Raw genomic sequence first — 23151 nt, 5'->3', positions numbered from 1 at the left:
GTCACTCCACCTCGCCACGTTCGCGCTGGGCGCGATACGGCGGAAAACGATACGCCATGTCCCGCGTGAGCAAGCCGCCGTGCCCAACGGACGCCAAACGCTCCGGCGTGATGGCCATGTCGGCAAAGACCCACGTGAAGATGAGGTCGAAAATGGTGGCTTGCGAGAGGACCCCGCAACTTGGCAACCCGATCACCCACCCGTCACCCAGCTGCGCGATCCAGCAGAGGCTGCCAGGGTGCGCCGCCATCCCGCGTCGGACGCGCCGTGCCCCCAACGCATCGAGCGCCTGGAAGACCGGGTCGAGGGGGTCCATCGCTCGTGTTCCCGCCACGACGGTCACGTGACAGTCGCGCCCCGACCGCTCGATCGCCTCCCGCACCGCCATGGCGTCCGGTGCCACATGGTCAACCCGATTCAGCGTCCCGCCAAACCACCGCACCTTCTCGCCAAACGATTCGCCGAACCTGGCGCGCGCCCGTTCCCCGAGGCGCTCGAGCACCACCGCCGCGACATGATGCGGCGAGAACCTCCTGACCCGAAGCGGCGCTCCTCGCGTGGTCATGAGGACCTCGGCCGCCGCGACCGCCGCCTCACCGACCACGAATGGGATCACCTTCGCACATCCCACCACCTCATCGCGCTCGACGACCTGCCCATCAAACAGGGTGTACACCGCGAGGTCCTCATGGCGGTTCAGCTCCGCGAGTGTCCCGGCGTCAACTTCCAACACCCCCCGCCATGTGGCGGTCAGCGGCCACTGGCCGCGCGTCACGGTATCCACGTGAACGCCCGAGCCGGCCGCCGCGCGTGCGACGCGCCCCCCAGCCACCGCCTCGACCAGGTCCCCGGCGTCACACCGGACCAGGTGCAGCGCCTCCCATACGCCATCGGCCAGGCGCACGCGGTCGCCGTCGCCGAGCTGCGTCCCCTTCTCCAGGACGACATGACCCGCGCCGTCCCGAACGGGGACGGTGCAGAGGGATCCCTCCAGCACGGCGGTGCCTAACGCCGAGCGCGTGAGCACCCACGGCGTCACCGGCCGGCCCCCGGCTCCCGCGGCGGTCGATCCCGCATCGCCCCCCCAGGTCGACCGCGCAGCGATGCCAACCCCTCGGCCAGCACACTTAGCGCGATCTCCGCCGGCGTGCGGGCGCCGATGTCCAGGCCGACCGGCATCCGGACCCGCGCCAGCGACGCCGCGCTGACTCCCTGGTCGGCCAGGAACTCCCGCATCGCCTGGCCGCGCCGCGTACTCCCCAAACAGCCAATGTATCCGGCCTCGCTCTCCAGCACCCGACGCAAGACCGGCAGGTCATACTTGTAGTCATGCGAGAGCAGCACCACCATGGTGTCACGATGCAGGGTCAGCCGTCCCGCGATGTCGCTGGGCATTCCCACCAGGACCTCATCGACCGACGGAAATCGCGCGGTCGTGGCATACCGCTCGCGCCCGTCCACCACGACGACCCACAACCCCAGCACCCGCGCCAACTCGGCCAGCGGCTGCGCCACGTGCGTCGCCCCAAAGATGACCAGGCGGGCAGCCGGGGCGTGCACCTCAACGTACAGCCGACGCGGCGGCGATCCGGCGACGACCTCGATGCCACTCACGCGGTCGCGCAGGCGCACCTGGGCGAGCTCGCGCGCGAGGCGCGGGTCGACCCCTCCACCCAGCGTCCCCTCGATCGTCCCATCCTCATGAACCAGCAGCCGCTCCCGCGATCCCGACAGATCAATGACCAGGGCGACCGCTCGCCCCGCATCCACCACGGCTCGCACCGCCTCGAGTCCACGGGTGACGGGGTCGGTCGGCACGGGTGCAACGGGTTCGATCAACAGCTCCACGGATCCGGCACAGGTCATCCCCAATGCCGCGGCATCGGCCTCGCCCAGGGACATCTCCACCACCTGCGCCTCACCTGAGACCAAGACTTCCTGCGCCGCCTCGACGACGCGAGCATCCACACACCCGCCAATCGTCACCGCCCCGACGATGCTCCCGTCCTCGTCCACCCACATGCGCGCCCCCGGTGTCCGCGGCGAGGACCCAGTGGTCCCGATCAGGGTCGCCACTGCCGCGCGTCGCGTGGGTAACCCCCCAGGCGTTGGTGCTGTCATGTCCTTCCTCCCGCTTCAGGCATCCGGAGAAGTCTCGCCACCGGTGACGGCGCCGTCCATCGCCATCAGACCGCCAACCGGGGAATGATCGCCTCGAGCGCGGCGATGTTGTGGCACGGCACGAGCGCATCCAGATGGGGTAGCGCCGCCCGCATGCCCCGCGTCTCCGGCGCAAACCCCGGCGCCCCCATCAGCGGATTGAGCCAGATCACGCGTCCCACGCGCCGACGCAGTTCGCGCAGGGCGTCGCCAAGATCTTCCGGGTCGCCAACATCCCATCCGTCAGAAAGGACCAGCACCACCGTGCGTCGATCCAGCAGCCCGGGGTAGCCGCGAACCAACGACGCCAACGCGTCGCCAATCCGCGTGCCGCCCGACCAGTCGCGCACCAGCTGACCCAGATCGCGCAGTGCCGTACGAAACCGGGCACCGCGCATCGCGTGCGTCGCGCGAGTGAGTCGCGTCGCAAAGAAGAACGTCTCCACCGTGGCCCCCGTGTTTTGGAGCGCGTGCAAGAAGGGCAGCAGGAACGCGGTGTACAGCTCCATGGAACCTGACACGTCGCACACGGCCACGATGCGCGTCCGGCGGACGCGACGCTGTCGCCGCACCAGGCGGATCATCTCCCCCAGGTCTCGTGTCGAGGCCCGCACCGTCCCGCGCAGGTCAATGTTCCCACGGTTGGCGCGCTGCCACCGTCGGCTCCGGCGCAGCGTCAACCGTCGAACCAGCCGCGCCGCCACGCGGGCCAGGGCCGGCTCATCCACGGTGGCCCATTGCGCGAAGTCACGCTGGCTGAGGCGTTCCGTGGCACTCGGCGATCTCAACTCCACGGATCCCGCGGGGTCCGCGGTCTCACCCTTCATCCAGTTGGCCACGGTAACGGGCGCCACCCCCGCCACCGGTTTCCGGGGTGCGAGCGCGGCGTCGGCGACAGGGGCACCGGGAGACGGCGCGTCGCCAGGCCCACCAACGTCGCCCCACGCCCGCGCGAACTCCTCATCAAGGATGGCCGCATCCTCAGGCCGAGTGAGGAGCACCGCGTGCAGCCCCAACCGCGCGTCCTCACGGTCCGCCAGGGTGACCGCCAGCAGGGCATCCAGCGCGGCCGCCGCGCGATCCGCGCCGACGGCCATCCCTCGCGCGCGAAGCTGCCGCACCAGGCGCACCACCGCCGCGTCCAACCCCGTGGGTGCTGTGTGCACTAGTTACCGACAGCTAGCATGGCCGGCAGCTGCCCGTCGGCCAGTGCGGCGCTCACCAGCGCGTGGTCACGTTCGTCCTTCAGCACGCAGCCCAGGGTGGCCTGGACCACCTCGGCATCCAGGTGATCCGCGTGGAGCGCAACGAGTGCCAGCCCCCAGTCAACCGACTCGGCGACCCCCGGTGTCTTCTCGAGTCGGCGCGTGCGCAGGGACTGGAGGAAGGCCGTGAGTTCCCGGGCAAGGCGCTCCGTGATTCCCGGCACCCGGGCCCGCACGACCCGCAACTCCTTGTCAAACGACGGATACCCGATCCAGGTGTACAGGCAGCGGCGGCGCAATGCCTCGGACAGGTCCCGGGACCGATTCGACGTGAGGATCACTACCGGTCGGTAGGTCGCACGGATAGTGCCCAGTTCGGGGATACTCACCTGGAAGTCAGAGAGGACCTCCAGCAGGAACGCCTCGAATTCCTCATCCGCGCGATCGACCTCATCGATGAGCAGGACGGGTGAGCGGTCCGGGTGCGTGATCGCGGCGAGGAGTGGTCGCTTGAGGAGAAACGCCTCAGAGAAGAGGGTCCGCTCGCGTTCCGCCGCGGGGGTGGCCGACCCCTCCTGCAGCTTCAGGTGCAGCAGCTGCCGCGGGTAGTTCCACTCGTACAGGGCGCTGGAGGCGTCGAGCCCCTCGTAGCATTGAAGTCGGATCAAGTCGGTGTTGAGGATCCGCGCCAGGACCTTGGCGATCTCGGTCTTCCCGACTCCCGGATGCCCCTCGACCAGCAGGGGCTTCTGGAGGGTAGTGGCGAGAAAGACCGCTGTCGCCACGTCCCGATCCGTGACGTATGCCGTGGCCTCCATCGCGCGCTGGATCTCACGAATTCGCTCGTTCACAACCCGGAATCGGGAATGGGGTTCGGCTGGACGATAGCGCGGGCACCGCGTCGCGGGCAGAGCGCGGGGTATTCTGTAACGATGTCGTCACGGGCAAGGAGAATGCTTTGTAACGATAAGATTTGTAACAAGCTTGAGGCACAATTGTAACGGCCACCTTCCGCACCTCGCCCGTACTCCCGTGCCCCATCCCTTCCTCGCCCCGCGTCGCAGACTCGCCGTCATTCTCCTGCTCGGCGTCGCCCAGAGCGCGGTGGCGCAAGCACCGGCGGATTCGGGCCGGCCGAAGAGTGCCGCACCGGCGCAGGCCGCGCCTTCGCGCGCCTGGTACGATCGGATCAGCCTCAGGGGGTATGCCCAGATCCGGTACAACCGACTCCTTGAGAGCAACAAGCAGCTGACCTGCCCGCAATGTGACCGGTCGATCGGAAACAACGGCGGCCTGTTCCTGCGTCGAGGCCGCCTCATCCTGTCCGGTGACATCAACAATCGGGTCTCGATCTACGTTCAGCCGGACTACGCGTCCGACGCCGCCGGCACTGCGCACTACCTGCAGCTCCGGGATGCGTACTTCGATCTCTGGCTGGACGGCGCGAAGGAGCACCGCTTGCGCTTTGGCCAGAGCAAGGTCCCGTTTGGGTTCGAGAACCTGCAATCGAGCTCCAATCGACTCCCCCTCGACCGGCACGACGGCTTGAACAGCGCCGTACCGAACGAGCGGGACTTTGGGCTGTTCTACTATTGGAGTTCAAGCACGGCGCGCCGTCGCTTCCGGATCCTGACCGACAGCGGCCTGAAGGGCACGGGTGACTACGGCGTGTTTGGCGTCGGCCTCATGAATGGCCAGACGGCCAACCGGCCGGAGGCCAACAATTCACTCCACGCCGTGGCGCGCGCTACCTACCCGTTCCGGCTCTCCAACGGCCAGTTCATCGAGGCCAGCGTCCAGGGATACAAGGGCCGGTTCGTCGTTCCCTCGCGCACGGCGAATGTTCGTGCACTTCCGGAGTACGCCGACGACCGGGTCGCCGTCTCCCTGGTCTGGTACGCGCAGCCCTTTGGGTTGGTCGGGGAGTGGAATTGGGGTGAGGGACCAGAGTATGAGGCGAGCACCCGATCGATCGAGACGGGGCGACTGCGCGGCGGCTTCGTGCAGTCCATGTATCGCTGGCAGGTCGACGGCCAGGTCATCCAGCCGTTCGTCCGGGCGCACTTCTACTCTGGTGGCAAGAAGGTCGAGCAGGACGCCCGACACTACGAGGTCCATGAATACGAAGGAGGAGTCGAATGGCTGCCGACATCCAGCTTTGAGCTCACGGCACAGTACACGCGCTCAGACCGTCTGACGCTCGACGCCGCACTTCCAGCCAACTACAGACAGAAGGGCGGATTCCTCCGGCTGCAGGCGCAGTTCAACTACTGACCTGGCGGGCTCCCTCGCCACACTTGCCCAGCGGCTCCGACGGGTGCCCTGCCGGTCGCCCGGGGATGGGGATATCGTTGGGATCTCGCGCGAGGCGACCCCATGTCCCTGGTCATACACGAAGCGTTCACGGTGCAGGCAAGCCCGGACCGGGTCTTTGCCTTCCTGAATAACCCGGCGGACGTCGTGACGTGCCTGCCTGGGGCCGAGCTGACGGAAAGCATTGACGCACGCACCCATGTGGGGCGCGTCCGGGTCAAGGTGGGACCGGTCAGCACGGCCTACGCGGGACGGGCGGTCCTCACCGAGGTGGACCCGGCCCTGCGGCGCGTGACGATCACCGGCGAAGGCAAGGAAAGCGGTGGCAGCGGGTCCGCGCGCCTGCACATGGTGGCGGTCGCAACGGCCACCGCGGACGGCTCGACGAGCGTCACCGTCGATGCCACCATCGATATTGCGGGACGCATCATGCAGTTTGGCCGCGGCCTGATCGAGTCGGTGTCGAAGCAGCTCTTCCAGCAGTTCGTAGTCGCCGCGCGGGAGAAGCTGGAGCGGGCACCAGAGACGGCGGTACTCGCCACGCCCACCACGGTGACCGGCCCGTCGGCCCCGCCAGCGGTGGAGGCACCGAGGGAGTTGCGGCTCCTGCCCCTCCTTTGGCGAAGCTTGGTGGACTGGATCAAGCGGCTGCTCGGACGCTCCTGAACGCGCGGAGGGGTCGGACGTTCATCCGACCCCTCCGCCAGGTCCTCGCTGCCGGTGACTACTTCCTGCCGATCGCTGCAGCCAGGGCGCGTTGCGTGAAGACCTTGGCCAAGTTGGCCTTGTAGGCGACGCTGCCTCGTGCATCCTCGATGAACTCCACCCCATCGGCAGCACGATCCGCGGCCGCGGCACCGGCGCCCGCAGCCAATGCAGCCTCCACGGCAGCCAGCCGCATCGGTCGCGGGGCGAGCCCTGTGAGGGCGACACGCCCGCCGGACGCTCCCAGCTGAATCGCCACGCCGGCGATCGCATACCCTGACGCCGGATCGGCATGCTTGGCATAGGCGCAGGCCGCGCTGGACACCGGCACCTGGACCGCGACAAGCAGCTCACCCGGGGCGAGCGCGGTCTGGAATGTGTCGACAAAGAACTGGTCGGCCCCCACCGTGCGGCTCCCGTTCTTCCCCTGCAGTACCAGCGACGCGCCTAACGCGAGCATGGCCGCCGGCAGGTCCGCCGCGGGATCGGCATGGGCGAGTGATCCGCCGATCGTCCCCATGTTGCGGATCATCTGGTCACCGATGTGGCCGGCGACCTCGGCCAGGAGTGGGGCCTTGGCGCGCACCACGGCCGAGGTGGCCACGTCAGCGTGCCGCGTCATCGCCCCGATGGTGACGACCCCACCCGCCTCCGTGATGCCCGATAGCCCGGGCACCCGCCCCAGGTCAATCAGGTGCGCGGGGGTCGCGAAGCGCAGCTTCATCACCGGGAGCAGCGAATGCCCTCCCGCGAGGACCTTGGCGTCGTCCCCAAAGGTCGCCAGCAACTCGAGCGCGTGAGGCACCGAGGTGGCGCGATGATACTCAAACGATGCGGGATACATGTTTAGTGTCCTCCCCGGGCCGTCTGGATGGCTGCCCAGATCTTCGCCGGGGTGAGCGGCATGTCGAGGTGCGTGATACCGAAGGGAGCGAGCGCATCGAGCACCGCATTGGCCGTGGCGGCGGTGCTCGCAATCGTGCCGGCCTCGCCGGCACCCTTGACGCCTAACGGGTTGATCGGCGAAGGCGTAACGGTCCGGTCGGTTTCGACCATGGGCAGGAAGTGGGCCTTCGGGAGTGCGTAGGTCATGAGGGAGCCGGTGAGCAGCTGGCCATTTCCGTCATAGACGCCGCCCTCCCACAGCGCCTGGGCCACCCCCTGCGCAATGCCGCCGTGCAGCTGCCCATCCACGATCATCGGATTGATCACGTTCCCGAAGTCATCCACGGCGACGTATTTCATGAGCATCACCTGACCGGTCGTGGCATCGACCTCGACGACGGCAACGTGCGTCCCGAAGGGATACACGAAGTTGGACGGGTTGAAGAACGACGTGCTGTCGAGCCCCGGCTCCATGTCGCCCGGGATATTGTGCGCGAGATATGCCGCCAGCGCGATCTCCCCAAAGCCCTTCTGCTTGCCCGGCGCGCCCTTGACGGAGTACGTCCCATCCTTGAAGTCGACATCCTCGACCGCCGCCTCCAACTGGTGTGCGGCAATCCGGCGCCCCTTCTCCTTCACCTTCTGCAGCGACATGAACAGGGCCGATCCACCCACGGCGCCAGATCGGGAGCCGTAGGAGCCCATTCCGAACGGGATCTTCGCCGTGTCGCCGTGCACGACCTCGACGTCGTCCAGGGCGCAGCCAAGCTCGTGAGCGACAATCTGGGCGAAGGTCGTCTCGTGTCCCTGCCCGTGGGAATGTGAGCCGGTGAGGACCGTGACCTTGCCCGTCGGGTGCACACGCACGGCACCTGATTCGTAGAGGCCAGCCTGGGCGCCCAGCGATCCCACCACATGGGATGGGGCAAGGCCACACGCCTCGATATAACTGGAGAGCCCAATGCCGATGTACCGTCCGTTGGCGCGGGCGGCCGCCTGTTCCGACCGCAGCTGCGCATACCCCACCATGCCTAACGCCTTATCCAGCGCCGGGGCGTAGTTCCCCGAGTCATACTGCAGGGCCACAGCCGTCTGGTACGGAAACTTCGTCGGCGCGATGAAGTTGCGGCGCCGCAGCTCGGCCGGGTCCACCCCCAGCGTGCCGGCGGCGATGTCGAGCGTGCGCTCGAGCACGTACGTCGCCTCGGGGCGCCCGGCCCCGCGGTACGCGTCCACCGGCACGGTATTCGTGTAGGCGGCCGTCACCGAGACGTGGATCACGGGGATGTCGTATTGACCAGACAGCAGCGTTCCGTAGAGGTACGTCGGGACCGCCGGCGCGAACAGGGTGAAGTGTGCCCCCATGTTGGCGACCGTGTTGACCCGCAGCCCAACGATCTTGCCAGTGGCGTCGAACGCCATTTCGACATCCGTCTCGTGATCCCGTCCGTGCGAGTCCGAGAGGAACGCCTCACTGCGCGTGGCCGTCCACTTGACCGGTGCGCCGACCTGCTTCGACGCCCAGCACGCCACGACCTCCTCAGGATAGATGAAGATCTTGGAGCCGAAGCCGCCGCCCACGTCGGGCGCCACCACACGGAAGCGCTGTTCGGGGATCCCCAGGACAAATGCCCCCATGATCAGGCGATGCACGTGCGGGTTCTGCGACGTCACGTACAGCGTCAGTTCGTCGTTGGCCGCGTCGAAGCTCGCCAGACAGGCGCGCGGCTCGATCGCGTTGGGGATCAGCCGTTGGTTCCCCAGGTGCTGCCGGACGACGGTCTTGGCGCCCTTGATCGCCGCGTCGGTCCCCGCCGCATCCCCCAACTGCCAGGTGAACGCCACGTTCCCCGCGGCATTGCCATGCACTTGCGGCGCACCGCCGCGCAGGGCGTCCACGGCAGATGCCACCGCGGCCAGTTCTTCGTAGTCGACCGCGACCGCCTCGGCCGCATCGCGCGCTCCCGCGGCGGATTCCGCCAGGACCACGGCCACCGCCTCGCCGACATACCGTGCGGTATCGACGGCGATGGCATGGTGCTCCGCCACGTTGATCCCGGCGTGCAGCCACCCCACCGGGATCGGGTTCACTCCGCCAGCCTTGAGGTCCGCGCCTGTGAAGACGGCACGCACCCCCGGCATTGCACGGGCGGCCGCCGCATCCACCGCGCGAATCTTCGCGTGCGCATAGGGACTGCGCACGAAGGCCGCGTGCAGCTGCCCCGGCAAGTTGATGTCGTCCGTGTACTTGCCTCGCCCGGTAATGAACCGACCGTCTTCCTTTCGTCTGACACTCGCGCCAATCATCGCTTGGCCCTCCTCACGCCTTGGCCATCGTGCGGGCCGCCGTCTGGACGGCACGCACGATGTTCTGGTAGCCCGTGCAGCGGCACAGGTTGCCCTCGAGGGCCCCGCGGATCTCCGCCTCGGACGGCTGCGGCGTGCGCGCCAGCAAGTCCGCCGCGCTCATGATCATCCCCGGCGTACAAAAGCCGCACTGCAGCCCATGTTCTTCCTTGAACGCGGCCTGCAAGGGGTGCAGCGCCTCGCCACGCGCCATCCCCTCGATGGTGGTGACGGCACTCCCGTCCGCTTGCACGGCGAGGACCGTACAGGACTTCACCGCCCGGCCATCGAGGTGCACGGTACACGCACCGCACTGGCTGGTGTCGCAGCCGACGTGGGTGCCAGTCAAGCTCAATTGCTCGCGCAGGAAATGCACGAGCAGCGTGCGCGGTTCCACCTCACGCGTCACGGCCTTGCCGTTGACGGTGATCGTGATCGTCGTCATCTCAGCCGCTCCATGAGAAAGCACTTACGCGGCCTAGCTTGCAGTCCGTACCATGCGCCGTCAAGCAACCCCGCGCGTTACCGGCGCCGTGGCGCCGGTCGCGGGGCGACCAGCGGCGTGCGACGGAGCGCCCGCCCGGGCCGGCGATCTGTGAACTGGCCAGCGTCGACCATCGCCACGCCATTCACGAACACCCACTCGATACCGACGGGATACTGGTGGGGATCCTCGAAGGTGCTTCGGTCCGAGACCTGGACCGGGTCAAAGACCATGACGTCGGCGAACGCGCCCTCACGCAGCACCCCTCGTGTCGCCAACCCCAGGCGACGTGCCGGCATGCCGGTCATCTTGTGCACGGCCTGCTCCAGCGTGAGGAGTTGGAGATCGCGGCTGTAGCGTCCGAGCACACGTGGAAAGGTGCCATACGCCCGCGGGTGCGGCTTGCCATCCCCGGGGCGCGTCAATCGGCCGTCCGAGGCGATCATCGTTTGGGGGTGCTGCATGATCCGACGCACGTCGCCTTCATCGATGATGTGATAGATCATCCGGGCACCGCCCTTGAGCACCGCCTCGATCACCAGGGGCGGCGCTTTCTCAGGCACCGGCTCGACGCCGCGGATCACGGCGAAGTCGTAGAGCGTCTTTCCCTCCAATTCCTTCATCCACGCCACCTGGCCGAATTGCACGCGCTTGAGGTCACCGCCGCCCCGGTCGTTCATGAGGTAATCCAGGATCCCGCGCTCGATCGAGTCGCGGAGCATCGGGTCACGGACGCGTCGCGCAAACGCAGTGTCGCCGTCCGCCAGTGCCCAGGGCGGCACGAGGACATCGATCCCGGTCTGGCTCGCCGTGTACGGGTACTGGTCGATCATGACGTCGATGCCACGCCGTCGAGCGGCGTCGACCATGGCCAAGGTCTCAACACTCTTTCCCCACATCTGGCGACCGACCGCCTTGTGGTGGGTGAGGACGACGGGGATGCGGGCCTGCCGCCCGATCTCGATGGCCTCACGCACCCCGTCCATCAGGCCAAGTCCCTCCTCACGCAGGTGCGAGGTGTAGATCCCGCCCGACGCGGCCGCAACCTTGGACAGCTCAATCACCTCCGCGGTCTTCGAATAGTAGCCCGGGATGTATCGCAAACCGGTGCTCAGCCCGAAGGCCCCGTCGCGCATCCCCTGGGCGACCAACTCCTTCATGCGGGCAAGCTCCGCCGTGGACGGGTCCCGTGCGGCGTCACCCATCACGCGCTCGCGAATGGTGTTGTGGCCGACGAGGTAGGCCACGTTCATCCCTACCCCACCGCGCGCCACGCTGTCGAGGTATGGAGCAAGGGGCAGCGGGCCACCACCATCCGGGCCACCCACCGCGAGCGTCACCCCCTGTCGCACATGGCTCTCCGCCCCACGAAGCGTCAGCAGTGGTTCCAGGTGCGCGTGCAGGTCAATGAAGCCGGGGGCGACCACCTTCCCCGTCGCCTCGATCACCCGCGTTTGTGGACCGCCGCGCAGGCGCAGTCGCGACACCCGCACGATACGGTCGCCGCGAATGGCGACGTCGCCCAGAAAGCGTGGCTGCCCCGTACCGTCGACAATCGTGCCGCCCCGGATGATGATGTCATAGCCCGACTGGGCCGGCGCGGCTGTCGCGCTGAGGACAGACAGTAGCAGGACGACGCGCATGACACGCTCCGGGGTGAGTGCGCGCCCAATATGCGTCGCGCACCCCGTCCTGCCAGCCCGCGGCTACACCGGCGTGACGGCGCGGCCCTCCAACCGCAGGGTCCACGTGCGCCGCTCACCCGGGTCGAGCCATGCCGCCGACTTCCAGTCACCTAACGCGTCGTCCACGGTGTCCGGCGCCCCAATGGCAGGCTCCACGGCAAGGTTGAGGTACGGCAGCTCGCTGCGGAACGGCGTCCACCCGCGCTTGTTCAACCAGAGCCCAAGGTGCGGGATCTCCCGGACATCCCAGTGCATGGCCAGCTCCACCTCACCCTCTTGGAGTATCGCGAGCCCCTCACGCATGTCCAGGAACAGCTTGCACGCATACTTCTTGGCCACGTCGAAGGGCGCCCGGAAGTCGCACGCGCGCGAGCCGGCTCGCACCCAGGGCCATTGGTGTTCCGACCGCAGTTCGCCGAGGTCGATCCCGTGACGCGCCCACGCGCGCAACCGCGTCCCCTCCGGCAGCACCAGGCGCGTGCGCTCGCTGAGCGGGAACAGCGGGTGGGCACTCCAGAGGAACGGCAGGCGATCCGTGCCCTGGTTCGCGACCGCATATCCCAGGTGGACCATGCCCTGCCGGTCGATGCGGACCGACCGTTCGAACGCATAGGGCCACCGCACGCCCACCCAGTGGCACGTCGCCGTTTGTCCATCGGGCCCGGTGGCCACCTCCACCTCGGCCGCCCGGGACCAGAGTTCTCCATGGTCGGGCAGCGAGGTGCCCCCCACCCCCTTCACCCAACTAGGCACCCGGCAGGCGCCGACCGTGGGAAAACACTCGTCCCACCCGCCGGTGTCCGCCGTTTCCACATAGGACGCACCGTCTGCGCCGGGCGCCATCGGGGTGATGTCGCTCTGCCAGAGCCATTGGCGCCCCGCCAGCCAGAGTTCCGCCAGCTTGCCGCCTAACGATGGTACGACCAGCACCGACGACTCCCCCGCACGCAGTTCAATGAACGGGAAGTCCCTCGGGGCCGGCAGGACCGGCGGGCGCTTGCGAAGGAACGGGAGCCTCACGACCCCGGCACGCGCTCCCCGCGGGTCGCGAGCACGCGGGCCACGGCCGCCCCAATCTTGTTGTTCGGGGTGCTCGCCCCTGCTGTGATCCCCACCGTCACGGGTCCAGCGGGCAGCCACGCCTCGGCCTCGGCCTCGACGTGGGCCACCCCTGCGACGCGGTAGTGAAGGCGACCGGTGACCGGATCGATCCCCTCGGCATCCTCCATGTGATAGGTGCGCACGCGCTCGGCGCACAACGCCGCGAGGGAGATGGTGTTTGAGGAATTGAAGCCGCCCACCACCAGCATCACGTCGGGCGCCGCCGCCAGCACGTCGAGGACGGCGTCCTGTCGATCCTGCGTGGCCGAGCAGATCGTGTCAAAGGTACGAAACGCCTCAGCGCGATGGTCCGCGCCGTAGGCCGCTTCCAGCGCCTGCCCCACCTGTTCGCCAATGGCCAGCGACTCCTTGGCCAACATCGTGGTCTGGTTGGCCACGCCGATACGTCGCAGGTGAAGGTCGGGATCGAAGCCGGGCGATACGGCGCGCTCGAAGCGCGCCATGAAGGCATCCCGATCGCCGTGGCCGTGTCGCGCCACCGCCTCGATGTACGTCATCACCACCTCGGCCTCCGGCATGTCGCGCACGACGAGGTAGTGGCCACCGGGGTACTTGAGCACCTGCGACGCGGTCGCTCGCGTCTCCTCATGGTACCACTTGCCGTGAATCAACGCGGTGCGTGCATCGCGGGCGTATTGCTCCACACGCTTCCAGACATTGAGAACCGATCCACAGGTGGTGTCGACCACGACGCATCCATGCGCCCGCAGGGCCCGGAAGTCGGCGTAGGTTACGCCAAACGCGGGAAGGATCACGACATCCGCGGCATCTACCGCAGCGTAGTCGAACCGCGGCGTCCCATCGGTCGCCCCCACTCGGGGTTCCATGACCTGGATCCCGAGGTCGCGGAGCCGCTCGTTGACATGCGGATTGTGGATGATCTCTCCCAGCAACCAGAGACGCCGATCCGGGAAGCGACGACGGGCCTGGTACGCATAGTCCACGGCCCGCTCCACGCCGTAACAGAATCCGAACTCCCTGGCGAGCAGGATGGTGAGGTCGCCAACGACGAGGCGATAGTCATTGGCGCGGAGGCGATCGACGAGGGCGTCAGCGTAGGCCGCTTCGAGCTCACCCTGGACGATGGCGGCCGCGCCGAGGCCCTTGCGAAAGTAGGTCTCTTGCGGCTCGGTCACGGGGTCATCCGGGCCAAGGCCGACCGCGCCTCGTCTGCGGACAGGCGGAAGGGCGCGAGCAACTCCAGGAAGGCCGCCGGCCAGGGCTGCGACCTGGTGTGCCCGGCCGTGGCGCACACAAGGACCAGGGACCCGGACGCGCGCCGTCGACCGCCAGCCCCGACAAAGTCGAAGGCGATGGTCAGCGAGGTCGTGCCGACTTTCGGAATGTAGACCACGACCGTGAGCTGTTCATCCAGGGTCGGCGGCGACTCATAGTCGAGGTGCATCGCGCGCCGCGGGATCGTGAAATCGAAGCGCGTGAGGAAGTCGAGGTGCGAAATCCCAACGGACCGGAACATCTCGGCTTCGCCAAGCTCCATGAAGCGGGTGTAGGCGTCGTACCGGATGATCCCGGCCATGTCCACGTCGGCCCAGCGGACGTATTCACGAATCACAAACGGCGCGGTCATCGCGGCTCCGGTGCCCAGAGGGGTGCACTCAACAGGGGCGCCAGCGCATAGGCCACGAGCACCTCGTAGGCCTGCGCGCGATCGACGAGTCCCGCGGTGAGGATGCCCACGGCGCCCGCCCCATGTTTCGTCCCGGTGGTCGCGCAATACGCATCCATCGCATGCCCGAGCTCCATGCCCTGCCGCACCAGGGTGGCGACGGCGGGAGGCAGCGGCATCGACAGGGAGCCGCCGATAGACGTGGCGCCGTCGGCGAACGCGGCCACCGCCCACGCACAGGTCCGCAAACCCTCCGCTGCGGCCACCACACCGCCCTCCAGCCCGAGCCCCACGTCGGCACCGAGCGCCTCGCGGGCGCGCTCGGCGCGGGCACGCGCGCCGGCGATGGTCTGTTCGTCGCCCCACGGCTGGTCCGGCACGCCGGACGACACGCCGACGCCCTCCACCTCCCATCCGGCACCCCAGCGCCTAACGACACTCTCCACCGCGCGCACCTTGACGGGGTTTGCGGACCCGACCGCGATCATCGGCATGTGGCAGGACGTGGCGTGGGTGGCACGCGGATAATGTAGTCGCCGCACCCATCGTGGCCCACTATCCTTGCGCCGCGCCTCATTGGCGGTAACGTAGGGCATGGAGGTGCTCCTCTCACCGGCGGGCCGCGACGCGCATGGGGTGCCGCGCAGCACAGAGTTCTCCCGTGTGGGGGAGCGACTCTGGCTTGACTTCGTGAACACGGACGAGGCCCGACGTGGACACCGCATCGACCTGCTCCGCGACTTCGATGCGTTGGTCGAATTCCTGGTGGATGCCGCCGTCCTCGATGCCGAACGCGCGAGTGGCATGCGCCGCCGTGCGCACCAACAGCCTGCCGGCGCGACCGCCGCCCTTGTCGAGGCCAGACGAAGTCGCGCCGCCCTGCGGCAGCTGGCCGAACGTGGCGCGCAATCGGAACGGGTCCGGCTGGATGCCCTCGCCGAGATCAATCGCGTGCTGGGGCGGTCGGCCGTGACCCGCCGCATCGACCTCCGTGAAGATGGTACCTTTGCCCATACCCTGGTGCCTGTGGGCGACGCATTCGCGGCGCTCCTCATCCCGGTGATCGAATCGGCAGCGGACGCGATGATCGAGGGTGAACTACCGCGCGTGCGACGATGCGGCGACCCGCGGTGCACCCGCGTGTTTTTCGACGACACTCGCAACGGACGGCGCCGATGGTGTGAAATGTCCACGTGCGGCAACCGCGCCAAGGCGGCCCGCTGGCGCGAGCGTCACGACGCGCCGGCGGGCTCGAGCGGCGCTCCGCGAACGTAACCACCGGACACGGCGTAGTCGCGGAGCCGCCGCTGCAGGATCCGCCGTCCCCGAAACAGGCGGGACTTGACCGTACCCTCCGGGACACCCAACACCTCAGCAATCTCCGCGTACCGCATCCCATGCACGTCACTCATGAGGACGGCGGTCCGGTATTCCGAGGGCAAGGCCTCGATGGAGGCGACGATCTCCTCATCGATGAATGAGTCGTAGAACGCCCCCTCGGGGTCCGCGTCGCCAACCAACGTCTCCGGCCCCACGGGGCTTTCGGGATCGTCCGTGGACAGCACTTCCCGCGCACTGATCCGTCGCTTGCGGCTGACAAACACGTGGTAGAGGATCGTGAAAAGCCAGGCGCGCATGTTGGTCCCCGGACGGAACTGATGCCAACGCTCCAGGGCACGCAGGTAGGTGTCAGAGACGAGATCCTCCGCATCGTCAGGATTGCGCGACAGCTTCAGCGCAAAGGAGTACAGCGGGGGCAGCTGTCGCTGTGCCGCCGCCTCGAACCCCTCGCGAGCCCAATCGGCGGCAGAGGGCACATCACCCACCGCCGGCACGTCGGTACGCTCGAACTCCAGGACAGCCGTCATGCGGGTACGCCCTCGCGGAGGTGGGTGGAAATAAATCGCTTCAGGTCGGCGGCAATGGCGCGCAGCATCTCCGCATCGCGATTGACTTTCGACATCATCAGGGCTCCTTCGAGGGTGGCGATGAGGAAGCGCGCCAGCCGTCGCGTGTCCACTTCGGGGTTGAGCAGGGGACGCGCCTCCCACAAGAGAGCCTCGATCTGCGCCGCCCACCGATCGAACACCTGAACCAGCCGCTCGCGGAACCCCTCATGCAGGTCGGCCATTTCAGTCGCGAGAGTGCCGAACGGACTCCCCACGCGGAATCCACGCTCGGTCTGCAGGGCGACCAGTGAGTCGATGAACAGGTGCAGTCGTTCCAGCGGGTGAATCAGCGGCTCGCGCAGGATCACCAAGCCCCGCTCAGCGAACGACTCGAATTGGCGCCCCAGCACCTCGAGCCCGAGCTCTTCCTTGGACTTGAAATAGTGGTAGAAGTGGCTCTTTCCGCTGAGATCCGCTCGTTCGATCACGTCATCGACTGAGGTTCGCTTGAACCCTTTCTCGGCGATGAGCGAGGCGGCCGCTCCCACGATTCTCCCCCGGGTGTCCTTCATGCACACTAATTAGGACTGGCGAGTCCAAAAAAGCAAGCCCACTGAGACAGCTATCTCCTCAATAGCTACCGTAAAGTGTTATTTAGCATATGGTTACGGAACCATCAAAATAGGACTGTTCAGTACAATTGCCCAGCCCTTGCTTGGCAACTTTCTTCCGACGCACCCCCGGCGCCCCTCATGCCACCCATTGCCGTCACGCGGACGTACCTGGAGCTCACAGCGAGCATCACGCCGGCGATCACGCCGCCTCCGCCGGGCACATCATGGCGGGTGCTCGATGCGACGGCGTGGGACGAGACTCGCCTGCTCTACACAGAAGTGGGAGCGGACTATGCGTGGCGCGATCGGCTGCCATGGTCCGAGGCGCAGTGGGCTGAGCTGGTCGCGTCGCCCTCCACGCGCGTGTTCGTGCTGGATGTGGACGAGCGGCCCGGCGGATACGCGGAGCTCTCGACCGTCGGCCGCGCCATCGAGATCGCGTATTTCGGCCTGAAGGGTTTTGCGCAGGGCCGCGGATTGGGCCGCTGGATGTTGGAGCGCGCGATCGCCGAGGCCCAGGCAATGGGCGCGGAGCGCGTCTGGCTTCACACCTGCACGCTGGACGCCCCCGCGGCCCTCCCCAACTACCTGGCGCGTGGCTTTTCCGTTGTGCGCACCGAGACGTACACCGTGGAGGTCCCCGACGCCTAACGCTTCCCGCGTCGTTTCGGCGAGACGCGCGACCGGTCCCGCGATCGGCGGAACCGATCCAGCTCTCCACGGGTGCGCGCCGTATCGCGGTCGCGTTGCTTCCGACGCCCCTCCTCCTCGCGTTGGCGACGCCGGCTGGTTTCCTCGGGAGACCAGGGCCGATCGAGCAACTCCTGCAGCTCGTCGAGGGTCGCGGCGCGCACACTCCCGCGCTGCCCGCGATGCACAACGAAGCGCACCGGGCGATCCAGCACCGGCACCTCCTCGGCGGCAAGCGAGCGAGCCAGCTTCTCCGGAAGCACAAGTCGCGCGACACCGACGGCCGGGCCGTCCGACGGTTCCTCGACGTCGTACTCGATGCCCACCACTTGTTCGCGAACCAGCGCCTCACCCGGAAGCTCGTTCAGACGTGCCCGCGTCTCGGTGTCCACCAACCCTCGGAGGTCCAGGCGGAGCGTGGCGGCCCGGTAGGCGCGCACCGACTGGACGCCGGCCAGCGCCTCAAGGTAGCGCCCCCGCAGTTCGGGCAGGCCGAGGCGCGGCGTGGCGCCCCCGCTGCGGCGATAGCAGTCGCGCACCTCGTCGATATCGCGCCGATTGGCCCGCACCGCCGGATGCCGTGCCTCCTCCCTGGCCAGTGCCTCGGCGAGCGCGAGACGAGCCGCGTCCCCTTCCGCGTCGTGGAACTCGTCCAGGAAGGTCTCTTCGCGCTCCAGCTCAAAGCCGAAATACGTCACGCGTTCGCGACGGATCACGGCGTCTCGTCGTTCATCTCCGGCGTACACCACTTCCGCGGCACCTCGGACGGCGTACTGGTGCACGAGGTCCTTGGGCAGTTGCGTGCCTTCGATCGACGCGCGCGGGTTTCCGAACCGATCGGCGAAGTACCGCAGCGATCCCGCCACGGCGCCCCAGGATCCACAGACGCTCGTCTTGGAGACGCGGGCTTCCTGCCCGTCCACGGTCGTCTCGTCAATCACGAGGTCAAACGGCATGATGCGGGCGATCAGGTCGCCGAAGGCCCGTCGCACGGCGTCGTCGGCTGGCGGCATGGCCTCCGGCAGCGGCACCCCGACGGCGCGACAGACGCTCGCCATCGCCAACGCCGCATCCTCCACCGCCTTGACCAGCACGCCACGGCGGTCGGCCCAGGCGGCGATCATCGTCTCGTCAAACAGGTGCCGCGGCAGGCCGTACACCTCGCCGAGGTAGCCCGCCTTGCGAAAGGCCTCAGCATACACGTTGTAGGCGGTGAGGTGGTCGCTCCCGGCCACGACCAACCCCTCGAGGTCGCGCTGCTCTCGTGTCATCCGGTGCAGGCTCTCGATGCTCGCCATCACGGCGAGATAGGGCATCAGCCGGTCCTCGCCATGGGCGATCAGCTCCGCCCACGGACGCTCCACCGGCAGCGACTCGACGATCTTGCCATACCGCGAGAGCCGCCCGTTCTCGACCAGGCCGCGCGCCTCGAGGCGCGCCAGTGCCTTGCGGTACGCGATCCGGTCCAGTTGCACCGGCAGGTCCAGCGTGTCCGCGCGCACCCCCAACCCAGCACACGTCAGGGCGACGCGCTCCGAATCCCCCCCCAACTGGAACTCGGGAGCAGTTGGCCGGAGTGCCGAGAACACGATGTCGCGGTCGGTGAGCAGGTAGACCCGCCCCCCCTCGACCCGGCCGTGGACCCGGCCAGCCATCTGCAGGATCTCGTTGGTGCCCAAGTGGAGGCGTGTGAGCACGTTCTTGCCGCGTTCCACGACATTGGCGAACCGGGTGTCATCGATGATCACCGTGTCGAGCCCCTTGATGTTCAAGGCGCTTTGTCCAGCAGCGGTCATGGCCAGGAAGAACGGCTTCGGCGCGCCCTCCTCGAGGAACGGCCGAATCACGCGAATGGGCTCGCCGCCATGGTAAAAGGCGCTCGTGATCCGGCGGAACCGGTCCCCCACGACGGCCGCCACCTGCTCCACCGCGGCGCGCGTCGGCAGGAACATGCCGACCCCGCGACGCTCGCGCATCACCTGCTGCAGGAACTTGTCGTCAAGGAACTCGGCCGGGTCCCGCCGCACCACGCGCACATCGGCCGCACGCGACGGATCGAACGCCGTGCTGTGGACGATGTCCGCCGCTTCCAGGTACCGCGCGTAGAAACTCGGGTCGACCGTCGCGGACAACCAGATGAACCGGCAACCCACGCGCTTGCCTAACGCGAGACACAACTCCAACTCGGCGGACGTCTGGTGGATCTCGTCGATGACCAGGGTGTCGCCGGCCAGGATGTCGCCGTCCATGAACCACCGGCGCGCGATCCCGGTGGTGACAATGATGACGTTCCATGTCGGCGTCTCCGGCGTCGCCTCACGCTCCCGGTTCACCACGCCTACGCGCAGGTCGCTGGTGCCGAGGATCACCTCGGCGATGGGGCGCACGGACAGCGTCTTCCCCGTGCCGGTTCCGGCCACAATCCCGAACCCGCGTCCGCCGCGCGCCAGGGCCCGGACTTCCTCACCGTGCTCCCGCTCCAGCACCGTGTCGATGTGCAGGCCAAGCGCGAGTTCGATGGTCTCGCAGGCCGCCCGGGTCGGGGCGATGATGATGACGCGCCCGGTCGGCGGCTTGGCCGCGAGGAACGCCTCGTGGTCCGGGGGGAGCGAGCGATCGCGGACGTTGCTGCGCATGCGTCAACCTAACGCAGCGCGGTTTCGCTACGGCTTCTTCGGCTTGTCCTTGTCCTTCTTCCCGGACTCCGGCTCCCCTTTCGCATCTTCCCCGAAGATCACCCGCCCGTTCCGCGGCTTGTGCTTCACCGCGGTCGCACAATCGACGGGGGCGGGCTGCTTGTCGGGCGGCACGCCATCAATCCAGATGCGGCACATCCCGCGGGGCGGACGATATTCGCGCGGGATCTCAGGGGCCTGTTCACGGCGCGTCGGCACCAGCGAGCGCAACTGCTGTGCGCCCGCCGCCCACGGCGATGCCGCGAGCAGAAATCCGCCAACCACCAATGAACCCACCGTCCAACGCGCCATCCTGTTGCCCTCCGGGGCCACGGCTCACCCGACCAGACGCACCGCTCGTGCCGCGCGAGCCCTCGCCTGCTGGGTGGGGCTAAACATATGTGCCAGAACCGCTTGTCAACTCCCCATGCGCACCGCCCCGACCCGGCGTCACCCGTGGGGGACGTCCCGGCGTGGACATCTGGACACCGGTACGCAGCGATACCCTCGCCGCCCGCCGATGTGCCGTGGTTCCCTAGTCGCCAAAGGAAATCCCGGCCGCACGAGCGGTTCGGACGATGTCGTGGGTCAGCTCGACACGACGGGGCGCCCCAATCGCGTCGGTGATCGGGATCGCGACGATGTGCGGCGACTGCAGCGCGACCATGTGCCCCCACTTCTGCTGCTCGACTGCTTCGACGGCCGCGCCGCCAAATCGGGTCGCGAGCAGGCGGTCGTAACCGGTCGGGGAGCCGCCACGCTGAAGGTGGCCGAGGACCAGGGATCGCGCCTCCTTTCCCGTGCGCTCCTGGATTTCCCAGGCGATCCGGCCCGCGATGCCCCCCACGCGCTTGTCCTGCCCGGGGAGCGAGGATCCCATGATCGCTTCCTGGCCGCCGATGGGGTAGGCGCCCTCGGCGACGACCACGATGGAAAAACGTTGTCCGGAACGATCGCGCGAGCGCACTTTCGCGCAGACCTTCTCAATGTCGAACGGAACTTCCGGCATGAGGATGACATCGGCCGTCGCGGCCACCCCTGCATGGAGGGCGATAAAACCGGCATGCCGCCCCATTACCTCCATCACAATCACCCGTTCGTGCGACTCCGCAGTGGTGTGCAACTTGTCGATGGCTTCGATGGCCGTGTTGACCGCCGTATCGAACCCGAACGTCGTAATCGTCCCGGCCACGTCGTTGTCAATCGTCTTGGGCACGCCGACGATATGGACGCCGCGCTCGTGCAGTTGCTGGCCTATGCGCAGGGATCCATCTCCACCAATCGTGATGATGGCGTCGATGCCGAGTCGCTCGATGGTCGACAGCAACTCGGCTGAACGGTCGATCTCCACCCAGCTGCCGTCGGGTTGCCGTACGGGGAAGGCGAACGGGTTCCCGCGATTGGTCGTCCGGAGGATGGTGCCCCCGAGGTGCGCGATGCCGCGGACCCGATCACGGTTCAGCGGAATGATCTCGTCCTCGCCCAGCAACCCGAAGTACCCGCGACAAATACCCAACACGTCCCATCCACGGCTGGTGGCACTGAGGACAGCCGCGCGGATCACGGCGTTGAGCCCGGGCGCGTCACCGCCACCCGTTGAGATTGCTATGCGCATGTTGGGAGGTCGTAGGGCGGGAGCGCGAGCACGACGCAGGAACTAGAGAGGAGTATCGACCGCGCCGAGGAGATTCACGACCTCCCCCGGGTGCGCATGTCGACGGACGACCGACTTCTGGAAGACCGGGATCCCGTCGCGGGTCACCTCGAAGCGGCCACCCGACGAGGGCAACAGCTCGACGAGCGCGGCAGGGTAGGTCGTGCGAATCTCGACCGCCAGACTGGCGGCCCGAGGTTCGTAGCTTCACATCACGCAGTATTCGATGGTTACGTACATCATCGGGGGGGAAGGGGGTTGCCGCTCAGGTTGGCAATCATCCGGATCAGGGAGTCCTGGGCCTGGACCACGCGCGCGAGTGAGTCGATGCGGTCGTTCAGGTCGAGCTGTGCTTCCTGCATGGACAGGAGTACCTCGGTCGTTTCTGACACCTGCTGGGCCAGGTTGAGGTCGTCCTGGCGGGGTAGGCCACAGGCGAGGGCGGACGGAAGCCACACGCCGAACGCGGCACGAAGGGAGCGTCGCATCCCTCAACGCTACTGGCAGCCCGAGAAGGCGGGAAGTGCCCTCCGATGCCACGATTCGGCACCGGTCGCGGTGAACCGGGCACGACTTCCTCGGCGCGCTCATCAGGTTTGGGCGCATGTCGCGCACATCCCGTTCGTTAGGTCGCCACGGCGGCTCGCTCATCGAGTTGCTCCTCGCCATGGTCGTACTCGGCCTGGCCGCCCTCGTCGCACTCCCGCCGTTTCGGTCCGCACAGGACCGACTCGCCGCCGAAGGGGCCGCCGCCCAGGCCGTCCGTTCCCTGATGGATGGGCGAGACCACGCCGTTCGGCGCAGCGAACGCACCGCCCTGCGGATGGACACGGCCAGCGCGCGTTTGTCGATTGTCGCTGGTCCAGAGACCGTGGCCGTGCACGACCTCGGCGCCGTGTTCGGCGTGACCCTGTCCACGACGCGTGACTCCATCGCCTGGAGCCCGCTGGGGCTCGGCTATGGTGCCGCCAACGCCCGACTCATCGTCGCTCGCGGACAGGCAGCCGAGACGATCACGGTCAGCCGGCTGGGGCGCGTCCGGCGATGAGTGACGTCTCGGATGATCCCGACGAACGCGCGCGCGACCTCAGGCGCCT

24 protein-coding genes are annotated in these 23151 nt (G+C 67.7%); 5 read left to right on the top strand and 19 right to left on the bottom strand.

Annotation, left to right across the window (positions count from 1 at the left end):
• Nucleotide 1 precedes the first annotated feature (1 nt).
• The 4 genes from IPK85_24860 to IPK85_24845 all read right to left on the bottom strand — a co-directional run bounded on the left by IPK85_24860 (nt 2) and on the right by IPK85_24845 (nt 4183).
• Nucleotides 2-1027: a hypothetical protein gene (locus IPK85_24860; GenBank protein ID MBK8250599.1), complete on the bottom strand. Its 1026-nt coding sequence runs from the start codon at nt 1025-1027 to the stop codon at nt 2-4.
• An 8-nt stretch (nt 1028-1035) separates the two neighbouring features.
• Nucleotides 1036-2121, bottom strand: coding sequence for an XdhC family protein (locus tag IPK85_24855; protein ID MBK8250598.1), 1086 nt, complete (start codon nt 2119-2121; stop codon nt 1036-1038).
• A gap of 65 nt (nt 2122-2186) precedes the next feature.
• Nucleotides 2187-3326: a VWA domain-containing protein gene (locus IPK85_24850; protein MBK8250597.1), complete on the bottom strand. Its 1140-nt coding sequence runs from the start codon at nt 3324-3326 to the stop codon at nt 2187-2189.
• Nucleotides 3326-4183: a MoxR family ATPase gene (locus tag IPK85_24845; GenBank protein MBK8250596.1), complete on the bottom strand. Its 858-nt coding sequence runs from the start codon at nt 4181-4183 to the stop codon at nt 3326-3328. Before IPK85_24845 ends, IPK85_24850 begins: the two co-directional genes overlap by 1 nt.
• A gap of 286 nt (nt 4184-4469) precedes the next feature.
• Here IPK85_24845 and IPK85_24840 point away from each other — a divergent pair, with 286 nt between their 5' ends.
• Together IPK85_24840 and IPK85_24835 are read left to right on the top strand one after the other, a co-directional pair.
• The gene (locus tag IPK85_24840) at nt 4470-5639 is read left to right on the top strand and encodes a porin (GenBank protein MBK8250595.1); all 1170 of its coding nucleotides are present in this window, start codon (nt 4470-4472) and stop codon (nt 5637-5639) included.
• A 102-nt stretch (nt 5640-5741) separates the two neighbouring features.
• Nucleotides 5742-6344 (top strand): SRPBCC family protein, encoded by a 603-nt coding sequence (locus IPK85_24835; protein MBK8250594.1) that lies wholly within the window; start codon nt 5742-5744, stop codon nt 6342-6344.
• A 58-nt stretch (nt 6345-6402) separates the two neighbouring features.
• Here the strand turns inward: IPK85_24835 and IPK85_24830 are convergent, their stop codons facing one another.
• The 8 genes from IPK85_24830 to IPK85_24795 all read right to left on the bottom strand — a co-directional run bounded on the left by IPK85_24830 (nt 6403) and on the right by IPK85_24795 (nt 15026).
• Nucleotides 6403-7227: a xanthine dehydrogenase family protein subunit M gene (locus IPK85_24830; GenBank protein MBK8250593.1), complete on the bottom strand. Its 825-nt coding sequence runs from the start codon at nt 7225-7227 to the stop codon at nt 6403-6405.
• Between the two features lie 2 nt (nt 7228-7229).
• Nucleotides 7230-9575 (bottom strand): molybdopterin-dependent oxidoreductase, encoded by a 2346-nt coding sequence (locus IPK85_24825; protein ID MBK8250592.1) that lies wholly within the window; start codon nt 9573-9575, stop codon nt 7230-7232.
• A gap of 13 nt (nt 9576-9588) precedes the next feature.
• On the bottom strand, nt 9589-10059 hold the full coding sequence (locus IPK85_24820) for a (2Fe-2S)-binding protein (GenBank protein MBK8250591.1): 471 nt from the start codon (nt 10057-10059) through the stop codon (nt 9589-9591).
• A gap of 77 nt (nt 10060-10136) precedes the next feature.
• On the bottom strand, nt 10137-11741 hold the full coding sequence (locus IPK85_24815) for a D-aminoacylase (GenBank protein ID MBK8250590.1): 1605 nt from the start codon (nt 11739-11741) through the stop codon (nt 10137-10139).
• A 63-nt stretch (nt 11742-11804) separates the two neighbouring features.
• Nucleotides 11805-12803, bottom strand: coding sequence for an aldose 1-epimerase (locus tag IPK85_24810; protein MBK8250589.1), 999 nt, complete (start codon nt 12801-12803; stop codon nt 11805-11807).
• On the bottom strand, nt 12800-14041 hold the full coding sequence (locus IPK85_24805; protein ID MBK8250588.1) for a 4-hydroxy-3-methylbut-2-enyl diphosphate reductase: 1242 nt from the start codon (nt 14039-14041) through the stop codon (nt 12800-12802). Before IPK85_24805 ends, IPK85_24810 begins: the two co-directional genes overlap by 4 nt.
• Nucleotides 14038-14493, bottom strand: a complete 456-nt coding sequence (locus tag IPK85_24800) for an acyl-CoA thioesterase (protein ID MBK8250587.1) — start codon at nt 14491-14493, stop codon at nt 14038-14040. Before IPK85_24800 ends, IPK85_24805 begins: the two co-directional genes overlap by 4 nt.
• Nucleotides 14490-15026 (bottom strand): DUF84 family protein, encoded by a 537-nt coding sequence (locus tag IPK85_24795; protein MBK8250586.1) that lies wholly within the window; start codon nt 15024-15026, stop codon nt 14490-14492. The genes IPK85_24800 and IPK85_24795 overlap by 4 nt, the downstream gene beginning before the upstream one ends.
• A gap of 100 nt (nt 15027-15126) precedes the next feature.
• On the opposite strand from IPK85_24795, the gene IPK85_24790 reads away from it, so the two are divergent.
• Nucleotides 15127-15807: a CGNR zinc finger domain-containing protein gene (locus IPK85_24790; protein ID MBK8250585.1), complete on the top strand. Its 681-nt coding sequence runs from the start codon at nt 15127-15129 to the stop codon at nt 15805-15807.
• On the opposite strand, the gene IPK85_24785 is transcribed toward IPK85_24790, so the two are convergent.
• Together IPK85_24785 and IPK85_24780 are read right to left on the bottom strand one after the other, a co-directional pair.
• Nucleotides 15765-16400, bottom strand: a complete 636-nt coding sequence (locus IPK85_24785; GenBank protein MBK8250584.1) for a sigma-70 family RNA polymerase sigma factor — start codon at nt 16398-16400, stop codon at nt 15765-15767. The genes IPK85_24790 and IPK85_24785 overlap by 43 nt on opposite strands.
• Nucleotides 16397-16993, bottom strand: coding sequence for a TetR family transcriptional regulator C-terminal domain-containing protein (locus IPK85_24780; protein MBK8250583.1), 597 nt, complete (start codon nt 16991-16993; stop codon nt 16397-16399). Before IPK85_24780 ends, IPK85_24785 begins: the two co-directional genes overlap by 4 nt.
• A 180-nt stretch (nt 16994-17173) precedes the next feature.
• Here IPK85_24780 and IPK85_24775 point away from each other — a divergent pair, with 180 nt between their 5' ends.
• Entirely contained in the window at nt 17174-17686 is a 513-nt protein-coding gene (locus IPK85_24775; GenBank protein ID MBK8250582.1) for a GNAT family N-acetyltransferase, read from the top strand.
• Here the strand turns inward: IPK85_24775 and IPK85_24770 are convergent.
• The 5 genes from IPK85_24770 to IPK85_24750 form a co-directional block, all read right to left on the bottom strand.
• Nucleotides 17683-20280: a DEAD/DEAH box helicase gene (locus tag IPK85_24770; GenBank protein MBK8250581.1), complete on the bottom strand. Its 2598-nt coding sequence runs from the start codon at nt 20278-20280 to the stop codon at nt 17683-17685. The genes IPK85_24775 and IPK85_24770 overlap by 4 nt on opposite strands.
• Before the next feature lie 108 nt (nt 20281-20388).
• A complete protein-coding gene (locus tag IPK85_24765) occupies nt 20389-20712 on the bottom strand; it encodes a hypothetical protein (protein MBK8250580.1) in 324 nt (107 codons plus the stop codon).
• A 223-nt stretch (nt 20713-20935) separates the two neighbouring features.
• On the bottom strand, nt 20936-22015 hold the full coding sequence (locus IPK85_24760) for an ATP-dependent 6-phosphofructokinase (GenBank protein ID MBK8250579.1): 1080 nt from the start codon (nt 22013-22015) through the stop codon (nt 20936-20938).
• Between the two features lie 42 nt (nt 22016-22057).
• Entirely contained in the window at nt 22058-22297 is a 240-nt protein-coding gene (locus tag IPK85_24755; protein ID MBK8250578.1) for an Rdx family protein, read from the bottom strand.
• On the bottom strand, nt 22294-22542 hold the full coding sequence (locus IPK85_24750; GenBank protein MBK8250577.1) for a hypothetical protein: 249 nt from the start codon (nt 22540-22542) through the stop codon (nt 22294-22296). The genes IPK85_24755 and IPK85_24750 overlap by 4 nt, the downstream gene beginning before the upstream one ends.
• A gap of 116 nt (nt 22543-22658) precedes the next feature.
• On the opposite strand from IPK85_24750, the gene IPK85_24745 reads away from it, so the two are divergent.
• A complete protein-coding gene (locus IPK85_24745) occupies nt 22659-23102 on the top strand; it encodes a type II secretion system protein (protein ID MBK8250576.1) in 444 nt (147 codons plus the stop codon).
• The last annotated feature ends 49 nt before the right edge of the window (nt 23103-23151 follow it).

The organism is Gemmatimonadota bacterium, from assembly GCA_016712265.1.
Taxonomy (GTDB): domain Bacteria; phylum Gemmatimonadota; class Gemmatimonadetes; order Gemmatimonadales; family Gemmatimonadaceae; genus RBC101.
Note: the sequence above shows the minus strand (reverse complement) of the source record. Positions and strands in the feature narration are given on the sequence as shown.